The sequence below is a fragment of the Cnuibacter physcomitrellae genome, from assembly GCF_014640535.1.
Taxonomy (GTDB): Bacteria; Actinomycetota; Actinomycetes; order Actinomycetales; family Microbacteriaceae; genus Cnuibacter; species Cnuibacter physcomitrellae.
The window spans coordinates 46,028-62,384 of the sequence record NZ_BMHD01000003.1; the positions used below are offsets into that span (position 1 = coordinate 46,028).

General features: G+C 66.4%; 19 protein-coding genes and 1 pseudogene. 5 read left to right on the forward strand and 15 right to left on the reverse strand.

Annotated features, from left to right (window positions below):
- Positions 1-15 precede the first annotated feature (15 nt).
- Positions 16-318 (forward strand): metal-sensitive transcriptional regulator, encoded by a 303-nt coding sequence (locus tag IEX69_RS19390; RefSeq protein WP_085021686.1) that lies wholly within the window; start codon positions 16-18, stop codon positions 316-318.
- A gap of 35 nt (positions 319-353) precedes the next feature.
- Here the strand turns inward: IEX69_RS19390 and IEX69_RS19395 are convergent, their stop codons facing one another.
- The 12 genes from IEX69_RS19395 to IEX69_RS19450 all read right to left on the reverse strand — a co-directional run bounded on the left by IEX69_RS19395 (position 354) and on the right by IEX69_RS19450 (position 8,816).
- Positions 354-740, reverse strand: coding sequence for a four-helix bundle copper-binding protein (locus IEX69_RS19395; protein WP_085021841.1), 387 nt, complete (start codon positions 738-740; stop codon positions 354-356).
- A gap of 109 nt (positions 741-849) precedes the next feature.
- A complete protein-coding gene (locus tag IEX69_RS19400) occupies positions 850-1,479 on the reverse strand; it encodes a beta propeller repeat protein (protein WP_157127498.1) in 630 nt (209 codons plus the stop codon).
- Between the two features lie 284 nt (positions 1,480-1,763).
- Positions 1,764-2,045, reverse strand: coding sequence for a hypothetical protein (locus tag IEX69_RS19405; protein WP_157127497.1), 282 nt, complete (start codon positions 2,043-2,045; stop codon positions 1,764-1,766).
- 110 nt (positions 2,046-2,155) lie between these two features.
- Positions 2,156-2,836 (reverse strand): M23 family metallopeptidase, encoded by a 681-nt coding sequence (locus tag IEX69_RS19410; RefSeq protein WP_229756480.1) that lies wholly within the window; start codon positions 2,834-2,836, stop codon positions 2,156-2,158.
- Between the two features lie 490 nt (positions 2,837-3,326).
- Entirely contained in the window at positions 3,327-3,782 is a 456-nt protein-coding gene (locus IEX69_RS19415; protein ID WP_085021683.1) for a hypothetical protein, read from the reverse strand.
- A 139-nt stretch (positions 3,783-3,921) separates the two neighbouring features.
- Entirely contained in the window at positions 3,922-4,548 is a 627-nt protein-coding gene (locus tag IEX69_RS19420) for a DUF305 domain-containing protein (RefSeq protein ID WP_229756481.1), read from the reverse strand.
- Positions 4,549-4,603: 55 nt separating this feature from the next.
- Positions 4,604-5,020 carry a DUF6153 family protein gene (locus IEX69_RS19425; RefSeq protein WP_157127496.1) on the reverse strand — a complete coding sequence of 139 codons (417 nt, stop codon included), beginning with the start codon at positions 5,018-5,020 and terminating at the stop codon, positions 4,604-4,606.
- 52 nt (positions 5,021-5,072) lie between these two features.
- Positions 5,073-7,307 (reverse strand): heavy metal translocating P-type ATPase, encoded by a 2,235-nt coding sequence (locus tag IEX69_RS19430; protein ID WP_085021681.1) that lies wholly within the window; start codon positions 7,305-7,307, stop codon positions 5,073-5,075.
- Positions 7,304-7,633 carry a heavy-metal-associated domain-containing protein gene (locus tag IEX69_RS19435; RefSeq protein ID WP_085021680.1) on the reverse strand — a complete coding sequence of 110 codons (330 nt, stop codon included), beginning with the start codon at positions 7,631-7,633 and terminating at the stop codon, positions 7,304-7,306. Before IEX69_RS19435 ends, IEX69_RS19430 begins: the two co-directional genes overlap by 4 nt.
- Positions 7,634-7,859: 226 nt before the next feature.
- Positions 7,860-8,189 (reverse strand): hypothetical protein, encoded by a 330-nt coding sequence (locus tag IEX69_RS19440; protein WP_085021679.1) that lies wholly within the window; start codon positions 8,187-8,189, stop codon positions 7,860-7,862.
- A complete protein-coding gene (locus IEX69_RS19445) occupies positions 8,186-8,416 on the reverse strand; it encodes a hypothetical protein (RefSeq protein WP_085021678.1) in 231 nt (76 codons plus the stop codon). Before IEX69_RS19445 ends, IEX69_RS19440 begins: the two co-directional genes overlap by 4 nt.
- A gap of 79 nt (positions 8,417-8,495) precedes the next feature.
- Positions 8,496-8,816, reverse strand: coding sequence for a hypothetical protein (locus IEX69_RS19450; RefSeq protein WP_085021677.1), 321 nt, complete (start codon positions 8,814-8,816; stop codon positions 8,496-8,498).
- Positions 8,817-9,009: 193 nt separating this feature from the next.
- Here IEX69_RS19450 and istA point away from each other — a divergent pair.
- Together istA and istB are read left to right on the forward strand one after the other, a co-directional pair.
- Positions 9,010-10,676, forward strand: a pseudogene (gene istA, locus IEX69_RS19455) (IS21 family transposase).
- The gene (istB, locus tag IEX69_RS19460; protein ID WP_085021676.1) at positions 10,673-11,473 is read left to right on the forward strand and encodes an IS21-like element helper ATPase IstB; all 801 of its coding nucleotides are present in this window, start codon (positions 10,673-10,675) and stop codon (positions 11,471-11,473) included. The pseudogene istA and the gene istB overlap by 4 nt, the downstream one beginning before the upstream one ends.
- A 14-nt stretch (positions 11,474-11,487) precedes the next feature.
- Here the strand turns inward: istB and IEX69_RS19465 are convergent, their stop codons facing one another.
- Positions 11,488-11,877 carry a heavy metal-responsive transcriptional regulator gene (locus IEX69_RS19465; protein ID WP_054682943.1) on the reverse strand — a complete coding sequence of 130 codons (390 nt, stop codon included), beginning with the start codon at positions 11,875-11,877 and terminating at the stop codon, positions 11,488-11,490.
- 99 nt (positions 11,878-11,976) lie between these two features.
- Here IEX69_RS19465 and merA point away from each other — a divergent pair, with 99 nt between their 5' ends.
- Both merA and IEX69_RS19475 read left to right on the forward strand, forming a co-directional pair.
- Positions 11,977-13,353: a mercury(II) reductase gene (gene merA / locus IEX69_RS19470; protein ID WP_071044826.1), complete on the forward strand. Its 1,377-nt coding sequence runs from the start codon at positions 11,977-11,979 to the stop codon at positions 13,351-13,353.
- A 203-nt stretch (positions 13,354-13,556) separates the two neighbouring features.
- A complete protein-coding gene (locus tag IEX69_RS19475; protein WP_229756482.1) occupies positions 13,557-14,747 on the forward strand; it encodes a glycosyltransferase in 1,191 nt (396 codons plus the stop codon).
- Here IEX69_RS19475 and IEX69_RS19480 read toward each other — a convergent pair.
- Together IEX69_RS19480 and IEX69_RS19485 are read right to left on the reverse strand one after the other, a co-directional pair.
- Entirely contained in the window at positions 14,734-15,132 is a 399-nt protein-coding gene (locus IEX69_RS19480; protein ID WP_157127495.1) for a hypothetical protein, read from the reverse strand. The two genes, IEX69_RS19475 and IEX69_RS19480, sit on opposite strands and share 14 nt — an antisense overlap.
- 158 nt (positions 15,133-15,290) lie before the next feature.
- Positions 15,291-16,343, reverse strand: coding sequence for a hypothetical protein (locus IEX69_RS19485; protein WP_157127494.1), 1,053 nt, complete (start codon positions 16,341-16,343; stop codon positions 15,291-15,293).
- Positions 16,344-16,357: the final 14 nt, after the last annotated feature.

The window sequence follows — 16,357 nt, forward strand, 5'->3', positions numbered from 1 at the left end:
AGGAAGAAGCACACGATGACCGACGTCGCCTCCGCGCACCACGGCTACATCACCGACAAGGAAAAGTACCTCGCTCGCATGAAGCGCATCGAGGGTCAGGCCCGCGGTATCGCCCGTATGGTCGATGACGAGAAGTACTGCATCGACATCCTTACCCAGATCTCCGCCCTCACCTCCGCGCTGGAAAGCGTCGCGCTTGGACTGCTCGACGACCATCTGAAGCACTGCGTCGTTGACGCTGTGCAGCTCGGCGGCGAAGAGGGCGAGGCGAAGATCAAAGAGGCATCGGACGCGATCGCTCGGTTGGTGCGCTCGTAGCAGTCCGACTGTGCGCGAGAGAGGTCAGCGGCTCGTTACAGGCTGGCGAGGAGCTCAGCGCATGCCTGCTCGCAACGTCGGCACGCCTCGGCACAGATCCGGCAGTGCTCGTGCATGTCGGCGTGCTTCTCGCACTCTGCTGCACAACTGGCGCACGCGGCGCGGCAGGCTTCAACGATCGCCCGAAGTGTCGTCTCGTTGGAGCCTGTATGCCGAGAAAGGATCGTAGCCGTCGCCGCGCAGACGTCGGCGCAATCGAGATTGGTGCGGATGCAGAGGGTGAGTTCGCTCACCATGTCTTCACTGAGGCACGCGTCGGCGCACGCGGTGCACGATTGGCTGCACTCCAGACAGGCCGCGATACAGGCTGCGAACGCAGCCTTATCAACGCTGCCGAGGTCAGCGGGGTGGGTGCTCAGCATTTCTTCGATGACAGACACGAGATCTCCTTCGATTGATTGGTCACCGGGTTTGCCGTCGACGCTACGCCTGAAGAGCAGATGCGTCATGGGGCAGCCGGCAGCAGTGGGGTCACTGTGCTTTCACGAGCGGGACGGTGGTGGCGCCCAGATCGGCGGTGGCCACCACGCCTCGGTCGTCGCTGATGAGCAGCCAGGGGGCGGAGCCACTGACGAAGGCGAGAGCCTGTGGCTCCCCCGTCACGGTGCCGCCTTGAATCCATCCAGCGCCGTCGCTCGCCCAGATGACTCCTGAAGTGTCGATCCCGACGAGGCCGGTGTCGGTAGTGGCGATCAGGAACAAGGCCGGGGCATCGGGCATGGCGGTGAAGGTGCGCGCGGCGTCGTCGCTGATCTGCACGCCGGATGCGGTCGTGGCGTACACCCGGTCGGGGTTGGTGGAATCGATGGTGAGATCTCGGAGGTCCATTGTGGCGCCGTCTGACCAGGTCGTTCCGCCGTCGTCGCTGATTCTGATCAGACCCCGGGTGGCGTCATAGCCGTAGATGCGTGAGGCGCCGGTGGAGGTTGTGGTGGCAGCGATGTCATGGAAGTCTGCCTCGCCAGCGAGAGACACGGTCGTCCATTCCCTAGCGGCGGTGTCGCTGCTGATCAGACCGAGGTTGGTGGGGGCGGCGGTGTCGGTGGGGTCGGGGTGCCCGGACGCGAGCAGGAGGCCGTCGTTCGTGACGAAGAAGCCCATCGTGTCTTGCCGGCGATCTTCGATGAGTAGTGGAACACCGTCAGGCGGACTGGCAAGGCTTCCTGCTCCGAACGAAGAGGGAAGCTCGCTGGCGGGTAGCGCCCATACGCCGAGGTGGGTGGCCGCAAACACGATCCCGGCCCCAGGGTCATACCCCAGCCCGTGAACGTGCCCGAACTCGGACGCGGTGTCCCCGGGGGGCGCGTCCTGGGATGTGCAGCCGGTCAGCATGACTCCTGACATTGCGATGGCGGTGACGGCGATGATGGCTCGGGGTCGGGTTTTCAATAGCTTTGTCCTGGTCGTCTGACGGCTCGGGGGGATTTTCGGTGCCGTACGGCTGAGGCGATGAGGGTGAGGGAGAGCACCAGCGCTGGAAGAGCGATCACAGTGCCTGCCAGCCACCAGGCGAGGAGGGCAGGAGCGCCGAGGCTCGACAGTTGCGGTGTGACCGATTCACCCGGGCTGGTGGGCAAGAGCACCACCTGCGCCGCCGGCACTGCCGGCACCGCCGAGGCATGGGTTTCGGCGATCTGAACGGGAAGCGTGACGAGGAATGTGCTCACAGCCAGGACTAGGGCGGAGGTGGCTATCGTCGTCCACCGTCGCACCCGGCCCCCCTCCCGACGTCGCAGCTGACTGCGAGGGGGTCGGCTGGGGGCCTGCTCAGCCTCGCTCACGGGAGGACGTGAGCGCTCATCCACGCGTAGGGATCGATGGGCGTTCCGTCGACGTGGATCTCGAAGTGAAGATGCGCGCCGGTGCTGGTCCCGGTATTGCCGACGTTCCCGACCTGCTCCCCCACCGTCACGACCTGGCCCTCGCTGAGTTGAAGCGAGCCTTCCAGCATGTGCCCGTAGACGCTCGTGATGCGCTGACCGTCGATGACGTGCTCGATCTCGGCGTACACACCCAAGCCGCCGTTGTCGCTGGCTTGAGCGACGGTAACGACTCCATCTGCGATGACTTGGATCGGGGTGCCTTGACCAGGGTTCATGTCGAGACCCTTGTGGTAACTGGAGCAGCCTCCACAGGGTGCAGCTCGGGGACCGAACCCGTCGCTGATGGGCACTCCGGTGGTGAACGGCCATTGGATCGGCGACGCGGGGTTGTTGGTGAAGGTATCCGCCGTCCTCGCGAACGCGTTTGAAGCAGCCGGCACAACCACCACGGGCGGGGGCGGGGGCGGCGGCGCCTCGGTGACGGCGTATCCGTCGCGCTGTACCGCGGCGATCGTCCCGCCTGCGACGAGTGTCTGGGTCGACCATGCAGCCGACGTCGCGAGACCCTCATCTGGACCTGGTGCGGCCGCAGCCGGTATGGCGAAAGTGACCGCCAGGAGACCGATGAACGTCATCGCTAGGCTCGCCTGCACGCGGCGCGCTCTATTTGGCGCCTGGCGGACGGGACGCCCGTTACGGGCTGGTGCCGGCTGTGATGCCTTGTTGTCGAGGTGGTTTCGAAGAGTGCGCTCCACCGTGGGTGGAAGGACCGGTGAGGACATGACCGACGTGGTGATGGGGGCCGGGGAGATGGCGACCGTTTGGCGATGAGTGTCCTCAACCGGAGTCTGCGCTTCGGGCAGGTGCCGGAGATCGCGTCGCCGGGTGGGTGCGGAACCGGTAGAGGAATCGCGGAGGTCGCGGCGGCGGGGGAATTTCCCCTCATCGATTTGGGGAGCTGGGGTGCGGAGAGAGCGCCGGCTGGGGTAGGCGGCGTCGGGGTTCGGGTTAGTCAAAAGCACATTTCGTCAGAAGAACAGGAGAACGAGCAGACGAGTCGGCAATGCACGCACACGTCACATGCCGACACGGCGACATGATGGGGCCACGAAGAAGTGGCCGGCTCTAGGTTCTGCTGATGCCTAACGCGAGGGGCGCTGGAGTGAGACTTCGAGGTATCGCCGCTACGGCGAGGATCAATACGCGTCCACGGTCGATAAGGGGACCGAAGACGGCAGGCCTGGGTCCCAGAATGAAGGCCACCGCGGAGACGAGGAGCAACAAGGCGGCTCCCGTCGCGCCGGCCACAGTTCCGAGGGCGCACCCCTCGCAGGTGGCGAGGAACCCGGAGTCGATGCCCGCTTGCAGGGAGCCGGAGGCGGTCGCTGCTCCGTTCGGGGCGACGTCCGAGTGATCGTGGGCGCCGCTGATTCCGGCGTGGGAATGGGCGGCGTCGTGACTGGTTGTCGCGTGCATCGTGACCAGTCCGAGGCAGGCCCCTGCGATGGCGAGCATGACGACGAGGAGCCGGGCCATGAACGGTAGGCGAGGTAGAGAAACGCGGTGCGTCTTCTCCGTCATCTTGTCCTCATCCGATAGTCGAGCCGCTCGGGCATACCGCCCTAGGGTAACGGTTTGGTCACGAAGAACCAACTGTGCGTTCTCTTGAGAGGGCCACCGCGGCGGCCGGTTATCGCCGACGCGGTGGCCCAAGTACGGGCTAGGCGGACGCGAGCAGAGACTGCATCTCCGCGATTTCAGCGGTCTGATCGGTGATGATCTTCTGTGCCAGGGCGACAGCGTCGGCGTTCGTGCCGGAGTCAACCTCGGTCTGGGCCATCTCGATAGCGCCCTGGTGGTGTTGGATCATCTGCTCGAGGAACAGCTTCCCCGCGGCGGCGCCGTCAGCCTGCTCAAGCGCGGTCATGTCGTCAGCGCTCATCATGCCGTCACCGCCGTGGTCCATCCCCGACATGCCGTCGGTTGATGCTCCCCACGACTCAAGCCACCCGGTCATGGTGTCGATCTCCGGCTGCTGAGCGGCCTTGATCTTTTCGGCCAATTGGGTGATCTTCTCGTCGACCCCGGACTTCGCCAGCAGCGTGTCCGACATCTCGATGGCCTGCTGGTGGTGGGCGGTCATCATCTGGGCGAACATGACGTCCTGGTCGTTGAAGGTCGCTGTTTCCGAGCTGTCCGTGGGTGCCATCGAGCTACCGGAACCGTGGTCCATTCCGGGCATCGAGCCGGAGCCGGAGCCGGATGAGCATCCGGCGAGCGTGATAGCGGCGGCGAGAACGCCGGTGAGGATGAGGGTGGTGCGGAATCGAGACATGGTGAAGTCCATTCAGTTAGTGAGGGAAGTGGTTCAGGGCATGCCGCAGCGAGGCGGTGGCCGTGAATCAGGTCCGACTGATGGAGAGCTTGAGGAGGTCGGGGGGATCTCGGAAGGCTGCAGAGCGCACGGCCGCGCCGAGAAGGGAGGAGCGGACCGCGGATCGCGCGTGGGGTTGGATGCCATGCAGGAGGCCGGGAAGGATCAGGACTGTTCCGACGAGCAGAGCGAGGACGCACACCATCACTGTCATGTCATGGCTGGGTGCACAGTCAGCGCACCCGTGTTCCATCGGGACGGGGTGCGTTGGATCAGTGCGGTGGTCATCGGTGACCGTCATGGCGGCGGTGCCTGGGTCGCCGTGGCCGGTCATGCCGGTTGCGATGGTGTGCATCGCTAGAAGGCCGGCGACGATGGCCAGGACGACGCCGAGAAGCAGAACAGTCCGTTGCAGGGCGGTGGGGCGCAGGATTGCGGCGCGCAACGCTCTAAGACTCACCTTCTTCCACCTCCCGTCACCTTGACCGTATCCCCCGCTACCGGGATGCCGCTGTGGGGTTGCGGGGAGCGAACCGGCGCAGACGAAGACTGTTCGAGACCACGAACACCGAGGAGAATGCCATCGCCGCTCCGGCGACAAGCGGGTTCAGAAGGCCCAGCATCGCGATCGGGATGGCGGCGATGTTGTAGGCGAACGCCCAGAACAGGTTGCCTTTGATGATCCCGAAAGTGCGTCGCGACAGACGCAGCGCATCTGCGGCCGCTCCGAGGTCATCGCGCATGACGGTGATGTCCGCCGCGGCGATGGCCGCGTCGGTTCCGGTCCCCATAGCGATGCCAAGATCCGCAGCAGCGAGAGCGGCGGCGTCGTTGACCCCATCCCCGACCATTGCCACCGTCCGGCCCTCCGCTTGGAGCTCACGAATGACATTGAGCTTGCCCTCCGGGGTCACTTCAGACCGGATGTCCGCGATGCCCGCGGCCGCGCCGATCAGCTGTGCCGCGCCGGCGTTGTCGCCCGTCAGCAGAACGGGACGCAGACCGAGCTTCCGGAATTCCGTGACCGCGACCACACTGCCCGGCTTAAGGACGTCCCCCACGACAGCGAGCCCTCTCACGTTGCCATCCCACGCGACCGCGATGACGGTCTTACCGTCGTTCTCGGCGGCATCCTGGGCCGTGGTCAAGGTCGATTCTGTGTCGAGGCCCCACTGTTCGCGGAGCCAACTGGACCGCCCGGCGAGGACAACGCGGCCATCGACGATCGCTTGCACTCCGTAACCGCTGTGCGACTGGAAGGACTCGACGGCGTGCGGACCGACCGCGGCGGCACTGATGGCTCGAGCGATGGGATGCTCTGAGCCACTCTCCGCTGCTGCGGCAAGACGACCAACCTCGCCGGCATCTTCGCCGGGCGCGGCGATGACATCAAGAAGGGTCATGTGGCCGGTGGTCACCGTGCCGGTCTTGTCGAGAACGATGGTGTCGATGCGTCGGGTTTCCTCGAGCACTTGGGGTCCGCGGATCAGGATTCCAAGCTGTGATCCGCGACCGGTGCCGACCAGCAGGGCCGTCGGAGTAGCAAGGCCCAGCGCGCAGGGACACGCGATGATCAATGTCGCGACCGACGCGGTGAACGCTGCCTCGACGGACCCCGACGCGATCAGCCATCCGATGAAGGTGAGGACCGCGAGTCCGATCACCACAGGGACAAAGATGCCGGACACCCGGTCTGCCAGGCGCTGCACGTTCGCTTTGCCGGTCTGTGCGTCCTCCACGAGGCGACTCATTCGAGCCAGCTCCGTGTCGGCACCGGTGCGAGTGACTTCAACGACCAGTCGGCCTCCAACATTCACGCTCGCTCCCACCACGCGATCGCCCGTGCTCACCTCGACGGGTACCGTCTCTCCGGTCAGCATGCTGAGATCGACCGCGGAGGCGCCGTCCGTGATCAGCCCGTCGGTGGCGATCTTCTCCCCCGGGCGGACTACGAACAGATCCCCGGGCCTCAAGGCCGATACCGCGACGGGGGTCTCGCGCCCGTCGCGGAGCTGGGTCGCGTCTTTGGCACCAAGCTCCAGCATTGCCCGCAATGCCGCGCTCGAGTCGCGCTTCGCCTTCGCTTCGAAATAGCGTCCGGCAAGGATGAACACCGTCACGGCGGCGGCGACCTCGAGGTAGATCTCGTCTCCGTGCCCGGTGCCGAACAGCGTAAAAGCCATCTGCATCCCCGGCTCGCCGGCAGTGCCGAAGAACAGGGCGTACAGCGACCATCCGAAGGCGGCGAGCACACCAACGCTGATGAGAGTGTCCATCGTCGCAGCTCGGTGACGGGCGTTAATCCACGCGGCCCTATGGAACGGCCAGGCACCCCACACCGCGACCGGCGCCGCGAGCGTGAGCGCTAGCCATTGCCAATTCGTGACCTGTAGTGCCGGGACCATGGACAGGACCACGACCGGCAGAGCCAGGGCGGTCGACACCAGTAGTCGGCGGCGCAGCCCGTCAACCGCCGAGACGGCGGCATCCCCTGAGTCCGCGGGTTCTGACCACGGCGGGGCCGGAACAGCGGCCGTGTAGCCGGCTGCCTCGACCACTGCAATCAACTCATCGGGTGTGAGCCCAGCTGAGGCATGGATGCGAGCCTTCTCCGTCGCATAATTCACGGTCGCTTCGACACCCGGGACCTTATTGAGTTTGCGCTCGATCCGGTTCGCGCAGGATGCACACGTCATCCCGCCGATATCGAGTTCCACATCCGCGAAGGTCATGCTTCCGCGGTGGCGATCGAATACCCCGCCTCTTCCACGGCAGCCGCGATCCTGGAGTCTTCGATGGCCTTCTCGCTGCGCACGGCTACTCGCGATGCTCCACCAACGCGAAGGTCGACGTGGACGCTACGAACACCGTCAATGGTGGCGATCTCTTCGCTGACGCTAGAGACGCAGTGAGAACACGTCATGCCCGTCACGAGGTACTCCTGCGTGATGATGTCGTTCTGTGCGGGAGCGGGGCTCGAAGCCTCATGGGCCCCAGCTGAACAGGTACAGCCGCTGTTGACGTCAGAGAGGCCGAGGTCCTTGCGTGAGATGTGCATGATGCTCCTTGGGTCGATCGGATACCCCCTAAGGGTACACCCTCTACCCCATAGGGGTATGAGGGACAGCCAGATCAGCCTGGTGGGGGCATCGTGATGGTCGGATGTTTCGGCACGGGTGGACGGGACTCGTCGATGGGTTGCGGGGTGCTGTGGCAGCCCGTGACGACGAGGAGGAGGATTCCGGCTCCGATCACCGCGGATCGGAGCCGAGCAGGTATGGCCGTCACGCGCTCGCCTCACCCGACGCGTCGTTTTCCGGGGCCGTGTCCTCGCCCGGGCTCCACAGCGGGCGGCTTGCCCGTCCCGCCCCCGCGCCCGTGATCGCTTCTCGCAGCTCCGCTAGGCGCTCGGAGATCTCGTCCGCGGAGAGCGTCGCCGGCCCCAGGTAGACCCGCGGGATGATCCCGCCGCCCGTGGCCACGAACGCCACTTCGCAGTTCGTGGCGGTCTTCACGACGGTGAAGTGCGAGACATGGTCCGTGTTTACGACGAACGGGGTCGGGGCGTTGAGGGCTGTGACGTCTTGCGCCAACAGGAAGCGAACGAAGGTCACGGCTGGGCCTCCCAATCGTGTGCGGCGTCGGGGCGCGGTCCTCGGCGGGTCGCGCCCGTCGCGACCGGCATGCTCTCGTAGAGCGTGACGTAGGTGTGGTGGTCGCGCAGCGCCCTTCTGACGCCGAGCCGGATCGCCCAGGTGAGCAGGTAAAAGACCACGGCGACGGTCACAATCAGCAGCGCGATGCTGGTGAGCAGTGCTCCGGGAGAGTCGAACACTGGCATGGGGTTTCCTTCCTCGAAAAGGCTGACACGGACGTGTCAACCGGCGCGCCGGCCTCGGCCGACAGATCGTCGTTGACCGCTACCCTCGGGCGGTGTCGGCAGCGGCTTGGGTTAGCTGGGCGAACTCCTCATCGCTCACCCTCTCGCCTGCGCCGGAGATGACGTTGGTGACGATGAGCAGTCCGTCGCCCGCTACGAAGTACATCGGGAGCGACGTCGAGACGTAGTTGACGGTGGCGTTCATCACGTATCCCTTGGCCGTCCCCTGGACGCCAGACGCGGGGGCGGGCTCCCACTCCATCGTCGCCGTCTTTCCGTTGATGGACGTCTCTGCCTCCTGCCCGTAGCAGGCCGAGATCGCGTCGTCGATGGTGGCGATGGTCTTCTCGGGGTCGCTCACCAGGACCAGGGCCTCATTGAAAGTGGTGTTGGACCGCTCGAAGCTGACTGATGGCTCTGTCAGTCTGTTTTGGCCCCGGAGTGACGGCTAGGAGTGGCCCCACTTTCTGACTTGCCGGGGCGGTTCTGACGGTTTGATCTGGCCCCACCTGAGCGTGTGTTTCGTGTTGCTTCAGGATGAGCGGGCCCGGCAGGTGTCGAAAGTGGAATTGTTCGCGGATATCCGCCGTGCCTCGCGCGTCGACGGGCTATCGGTGCGCGCGTTGGCAGACAGGTTCGGGGTCCACCGTCGCACGGTGCGGCAGGCCTTGGCGTCGCCAATTCCGCCGCCGCGGAAGATACCGTCACGGATGTCTCCACGGCTGGGGCCGTACAAGGCGGTGATCGACGCGATGCTCACTCAGGATCTGGACGCGCCTCGTAAGCAGCGGCACACGGCGACAAGGGTTCTCGCGCGGCTGGTCGACGGCACGAAGCGGCGGGACTGTCGTACTCGACGGTCCGCGACTACGTGCGCGTACGTCGTGCCCAGATCGATGCCGCAGCCGGGCGCCGCGTCGAGGTGTTCGTCCCACAGGAACACGCACCTGGTGAGGAAGCCGAAGTCGATTTCGGCGAGGTCTGGGTGATCCTTGGCGGGGTGAAAACGAAGTGCCACATGTTCACGTTCCGGCTCTCGCACTCGGGGAAGGCGGTGCACCGGGTGTACTCGACGCAATCGCAGGAAGCGTTCCTGGAAGGACATATCGACGCGTTCGACGAGATAGGTGGGATCCCGACCCGGCACATCCGGTACGACAATCTCACTGCCGCGGTACAGACGGTGCTGTATGGGAAGGGCCGTAGCCGAGTAGAGAACGACCGATGGGTACTGTTCCGCTCGCACTACGGGTTCGACTCGTTCTATTGCCAGCCCGGAATCGACGGCGCCCACGAGAAGGGTGGCGTCGAAGGCGAAGTTGGTCGGTTTCGCCGCACCTGGCTGTCGCCGATGCCGGTCATCGACTCGCTCGCCGAGTTGAACGAGCAGATCCGCCGGTGGGACGCCCGCGACAACGAGCGACGCATCAACACCCGGATCCGCACTGTCGGGCAAGACTTCATCGACGAACAAGCCCGCCTTACGCCATTGCCAGGCGAGCGGTTCGATCCTGGCCTGGTGCTCTACCCGCGGGTAGACCGCTCGAGCCTGATCACCGTGCGGATGGCGAGGTACTCCGTGCCCGCCCGTCTGATCGGGCGGAAGGTGCGGGTCTCGTTGCGGGCGTCTGAACTCGTGGTGTTCGACGGCCACGCCGAGGTCGCTCGGCACGAGCGGGTCGTGGCCCGCGGCGGGGAGTCGATCAACCTTGACCACTACCTCGAGGTCCTCAGGCGCAAGCCCGGCGCGTTGCCCGGGTCCACCGCGCTGGCCCGTGCACGCGAAGCCGGCGTGTTCACGACAGCGCATGACGCGTTCTGGCAGCAAGCGCGGAAGGTCGATGGCGACAGCGCCGGCACAAGGGCTCTGATCGATGTGCTCCTGCTCCACAGGACCATGCGAACCGTCGACGTGATCGCGGGGATCCGTGCCGCCCTCACGGTCGGGGCGGTGTCCGCCGACGTCGTCGCGGTCGAAGCCCGACTGTACGCCGCCGGGCCCGAGTCAGACCGTCATCGCGTTGAACAACCACGACGTGACGTGCAGCGAGTTGTCAGCCTGACCCAGCGTCGCCTCATGGATCCGGCCGCGGTGATCGCCGGACTCCCAGCCGACCGGCGGCCACTGCCATCCGTCGCGCACTACGACGAACTCCTTAACCGACGTTCCGAACCAGAACCGCCGGTCACCGATGAGAGAGAAGGAATCGCCGGATCATGAGCAACCCCACGAATGTCACCACGACCCTGCGTCGGCAGCGCGGGCTGACCGAAGAAGCCGCCGCGGCCGCAGTTGACCAAGCCTGCCGCAGGCTCCGTTTACCCACCATGCGGGCGGTGATGCACGAAGCGATCACGGCCGCGGAACGTGAGCAGCTGACCTACCAAGGGTTCCTTGCCGAGCTCCTCCTCGCCGAGTGCGACGACCGGGACCGCCGGTCCGTTGTCCGCCGCGTGTCGGCAGCCGGGTTCCCGAGGAACAAGTGGCTCGGGGACTTCGATTTCGACGCGAATCCGAACGTCAACCCTGCAACGACCCATACGCTCGCGAACGGGGACTGGATCCGCCGCGGCGATCCGCTGTGTCTGATCGGGGACTCCGGCACCGGGAAGTCGCATCTCCTCATCGGCCTCGGCACCGCCGCTGCAGAGAAGGGCTTCCGCGTCCGGTACACCCTGGCGACGAAGCTCGTGAACGAGCTCGTTGAAGCCGCCGACGAGAAACAACTCACCCGCACCATCAACCGGTACGGACGCGTTGACCTGCTCCTGATCGACGAGCTCGGCTACATGGAACTCGACCGACGCGGCGCCGAACTCCTGTTCCAGGTCCTCACAGAGCGGGAAGAGAAGAACTCCGTCGCGATCGCATCCAACGAGTCGTTCAGCGGGTGGACGAAGACCTTCACTGACCCGCGCCTGTGTGCGGCAATCGTCGACCGGCTCACGTTCAACGGCACCATCATCGAAACCGGCACCACCTCGTACCGCCTCAACCACACCCGTCAGCGGCAGTAGCGATCCGAAAGTCATCAGAGGTAGCGGCAGATGGACTCCGGCGTGCAGGCTTCGGACGCCGTTGCCGTCGCGTGCGCCCGAAGCTCGACGATGCTCCCTCGTAGGGCGCGCAGCTGCTCGAGCTGCTCATCAATCTCCACGAGCCGGCGGTCAAGGAGATCCAGCACGTGAGCGCACGGCGAACCACCCGTGTCGCGAACATCGAGGATCTCCGCGGTCTGCGCAAGGGTGAGCCCCGCCGCGCGAGCCCGATCGATGAACTCGAGCCGCTGCACCGTCTCGTCACCATAGCTGCGGTACCCGGCCGGGGTGCGCTCCGGCGGTTGCAGCAGCCCGCGCTCCTCGTAGTACCGCAGCGTCGACGGTCTCGTCCTCGCCTTCTCCGCGAGTTCTCCGATCCGCATCGTGACACCTCCACCGTCAGTTTGACCTTCAAGCATGCTTGAAGGTCCATTCTGTCGCATAGGGCCGCACGTGCGGCCCGGTCCACCCGAGGAGGCATCATGACTCAGCACAACGAGTTCGATCTTGCGGTGGTCGGGACGGGCGGCGCGGCGATGTCCGCGGCGATCCACGCCCGACTCGAGGGGGCGAGCGTGGTCGCCATCGAATCGGGCACGCTCGGTGGCACCTGCGTGAACGTGGGTTGCGTGCCCTCCAAGACACTCCTCGCGGCCGCGCACACCCGCCACGCCGCGCTCACGAACCCGTTCCCCGGCGCCGCCACCTCCGCTGGGGCCGTCGACCTCGGCGCGCTCGTGCAGCAGAAGGATGAGCTGGTCGGCATGCTCCGCCAGACCAAGTACGCCGACATCGCCGCCGCCTACGGGTTCGACATCCTCCCCGGCACCGCAACATTCACCGATCCCTCAACACTGCTCGTCGATGGACGACCGGTTCGCGCCAAGTCGTATCTCATCGCCACCGGCGCCGAACCGACCATCCCAACGATCCCCGGCCTCGAGCAGATCGATTACCTCACGTCGACCACGGCGATGGAACTCACCGAGCTGCCCGCTTCGCTCGTGGTGATCGGCGGCGGATTCGTCGGCCTCGAACAGGCCCAGCTGTTCGCCCGGCTCGGGGTCGAGGTCACCATCATCGGCCGGCTCGCCCCGCACGCCGAACCAGAACTCTCCTCCGAGCTCCGCAAAGCCTTCCTGACCGACGGAATCACCGTCATAGGCGACCGCGCCGCAACGATCACCCCACACGACGACCTGGTCCGAGTCCTCACCCGCACCGGGAAAGTAGCTACCGGTGAACGCGTCCTCGTCGCCACCGGCCGCACCCCCCGCACCGACGGGCTCGGCCTCGCCACTGCGGGCATCGCGACCGACACCCGCGGCTTCATCATTGTCGACGAACAACAGCGGACCACGAACCCGGCGGTGTTCGCCGCCGGCGACGTCACCGACGTGCCCCAGTACGTGTACGTCGCCGCGAGGACCGGGAAGATCGCCGCACACAACGCCCTCGGTCACTCTGAGCAGGTCGACTACACCGGGTTGCCCTCCGTCCTGTTCACCTCACCCCAACTCGCCTCGGCCGGGATCACCGAAGCCGAAGCCATCGCCGCCGGATACAGATGCGCCTGCCGATACCTGCGACTGGCCGACGTGCCCAGAGCCATCGCCAACCACAACACCCGCGGCGGCATCAAGATCGTCGCCGACGCCGACACCGGCAAAGTCCTCGGAGTCCACGCCCTCGCCGACACCGCCGGCGAGATGATGCTCGCCGCGACCTACGCCATCAAAGCCGGATTCACCGTCACCCAACTCGCCGACACCTGGGCCCCGTACCTCACCATGGCCGAAGGCATCCGCCTCACTGCGAACCTCTTCCGCAACGAACTCCCCACTTCCTGCTGCGCCTGACAACAGACAGCCACCCACATCGACCCGCCGCCACGACGGGGCCACTTCAAACCGTCACCCCGGGGCCAAATCAGGTTGACAAAGTCAGACGACGTCGACGGCATTGCCAGGATCGCGGTCCCGCTCGCCGAGATCTACGCGCGGGGCCTGTTCATCGGCGAGGACACCGGCGCCGCGGCTCGCTCGGGGAGTGACGGTCGGGCGTGAGACTGCTGCTCGTCACCGCGGGAACCAGGGGCGACGTCGAGCCCTTCCTCGCACTGGCTCGCGCGGCCGCCGCCTCGGGTCTCGACGTCCGGGTAGCGGTCCCCGTGAACTCCGGTGCCTCGGTCGAGGGGCTCAACGTCGTGAGTCTCGCTGCCGACTTCTCCTCCATGGTGCGACAGCAGGGCGCATCGGTGCTCGCCGCGGCTCGCAGCTTTCGGGCGATCGTGAGACCGGCGATGCGCAACGTGATCGTCGGCGCCGCGAGGACGGCGCTCGCCTATCGACCTGATGTGATCGTCGCTCACCCCAAGGTCCTGTCCGCTCCCCTGATCGCCGCAGCCCTCGACATTCCGCATGTGCTCGTCGAGTTGGCCCCGACGGTCACCCCGACGCGCGCATTCCCCGCCGCAGGCACGGTGACAGCAGACCTGGGATCGCTGAATCGGTCGACCTATCGCGCCGCGTCCCTGGCGTCCGCGCTCTTCGTCGACGCCCTCGATGAGGCCGCCGGTCTGCTCGGAGTGACTCGCAGCGCCACACCATCGCCGACGTCGACGCTGATGCCCATCAGCCCCGCTCTGCTCCCAAGACCGGACGATTGGCCCTCCGAGGTGCACATGACAGGACCCTGGCTTCACGACGAAGCGGCCGCAGCCGTGGATCCGGATGTCGCCGCGTTCCTCGCAGGCGGCCCCTTCATATACGCCGGCTTCGGGTCCATGGCCTCGGGCGACCCTGCAGCTCGCGGCCGGAGCCTGGTCCTCGCCGCTCGCGACCGCGGGCTGCGGCTGCTCGTCGCGACCGGGCTCGGCGGCATCGAGGTACCGGCTCGTCTGCGGGGCGACGATGTCCTCACCGTCGGATCGGTTTCGCACGCACAGGTGCTCCCTCATGCGGTCAGCGCCGTTCATCATGGCGGCATCGGCACGATCCAGGCGGCCATGCGAGCGAGCACCCCCTCCGTTGTCGTCCCGTTCATGGCCGATCAGCCTTTCTGGGGTGCGCTGCTGCACCGGCAGGGCCTCGCACCCGCAGCCATCCGACCAGGCCAATTGACGAGCACGCGAGTCGGACGCGCACTTGACGCCGCGACCCTGCATCGCCCGGCGGTGGAGGGTCTCAGTCGACAACTCGGTGCCGAGGACGGCACCGCCGCCGCCCTAGCGACGATCATCAGCTACGGCTGAAGGATTCCCGGGAGCGAGGGAAGAGGTGGTTAGCGGGTGCGGATTGCAGAGACGATTTCGACGGTGACGGGGGCGTTTCCGGGTAGGGATGCGACGCCGTGGATGCAATGTCGGGCTGGTTGTCGGTGTCGAGGATGTGGCCGTGGTCGGTGAAGGTCGGTTCGACGGCGACGGTGCCGGTGATGGTGATGATCTGGTCGATGTCGTCGACGCTGCCAAGTGTGGCGGCGGTGTCGGCGATCGCGTTCGGGGTGGCGGAGAGCGCCAGATCGTTGGGCGGTGGCGATGTCCACGGGCTGGGGGCCCATGCTTCCTCGCTGAACGACGCGGCCGGTGGCCAGGAGTGCTCCGTTGCGGAGGGGTGCCACGGCGCAGGTGCGGGCACGTCCGTCGTGCAGTGCGACGGGTTGCCCTCGGGGTGGTGGGGAGTGTGAGGCCGAGGACGTCCAGTCGGGTAGAGGGGAGGATGCGGGTGTCGCTGGCAGTCATGAGGGTGGTCCGTTCTGTGGTGGCGGCGTACGCCACAGCGGCAACGATCGGCGGTTACCGACCGCGCGAGGTGTGGATCGCGCGGGGGTGCGCGGAGCCGCTCAGAAGAAGGGTGAGAGCGACTCCAAGCAGCACGCAGAGACCTCCCACGGGCAGCAGCGTCGAGAGGCTGTCCCCCGTGTCCGCCAGATGGGGAGTGTCGTAAGCGGGAGGATTACCCGCCGATGAAGCCGATGTCTGCACGGTGATGAGGACAGGCAGGGAGGGTTCTGAGATGACTTGGACGAAGCGGCCTGCCTGGTCCAGTTCTGCCACGCCGACCACGATCCGGTAGGACCCGGGGGTGAGCTGCACGTCGGATGTCCATCGGCCGGATCCATCGACAGTGACGGGGTCCTGGGGTCCCTGCGTGTCGTCGATGACGTCGGACGGGACCCGGGGGCTGGCGAAGACGACGACGACGGTGCCCGGCTGCCCGGTGCCCGTGATGGTGAACGTCTCCCCCGCGAGGGTGGCGCCGGTGGGCGGGGAGGTGATGACGGGTGCGGGCAGCAGCACGATGGGCAGCTGGAACGTCACGACCGCCTGGCTGTGTACTCCTTCGGCTGTGGCCTGGTCGACGGTGGCCGTCTGGGCACGGGCAGCATCCTCGGGATACGTGGCTATGACTGTCCACGTGCCGTCCGTGACCGTGGTCGGGTTGCTGCCGGGCACGGGTGCGCCGTCGGGGCCGAGAACGGTGATGGTCGATCCGGTCTCCCCCGTCCCGGAGAAGGTGACCGTGCGGGCCAGAAGCTCCTCCCCCGGCGACGGTGTCGCCACCGTGAGCTGCGCCGGGTCCGGGTCCGGGAGCATGAAGGAGACGGTCTCCTCACCGGCGCCGGATCCGCCGGTGACCTGCCTGACGGTGACGGTCTGCCGAGTCGCTGCCGCTGCGGGGAACGTCACGGTGATGGACCATCTGTCGTCGGCGACCACGACCGCGGTCGTTCCTTCCAGCCTCGTCCCGTCAGGGTCGAGCACGTTGACGACGGCCCCGTCGGTACCCGCGCCGGCGAAGGTCACGGTGCGCGAGGCCAGCACCTCACCTTCGGTGGGGCTGTCCACGGTGAGGGTGTCTT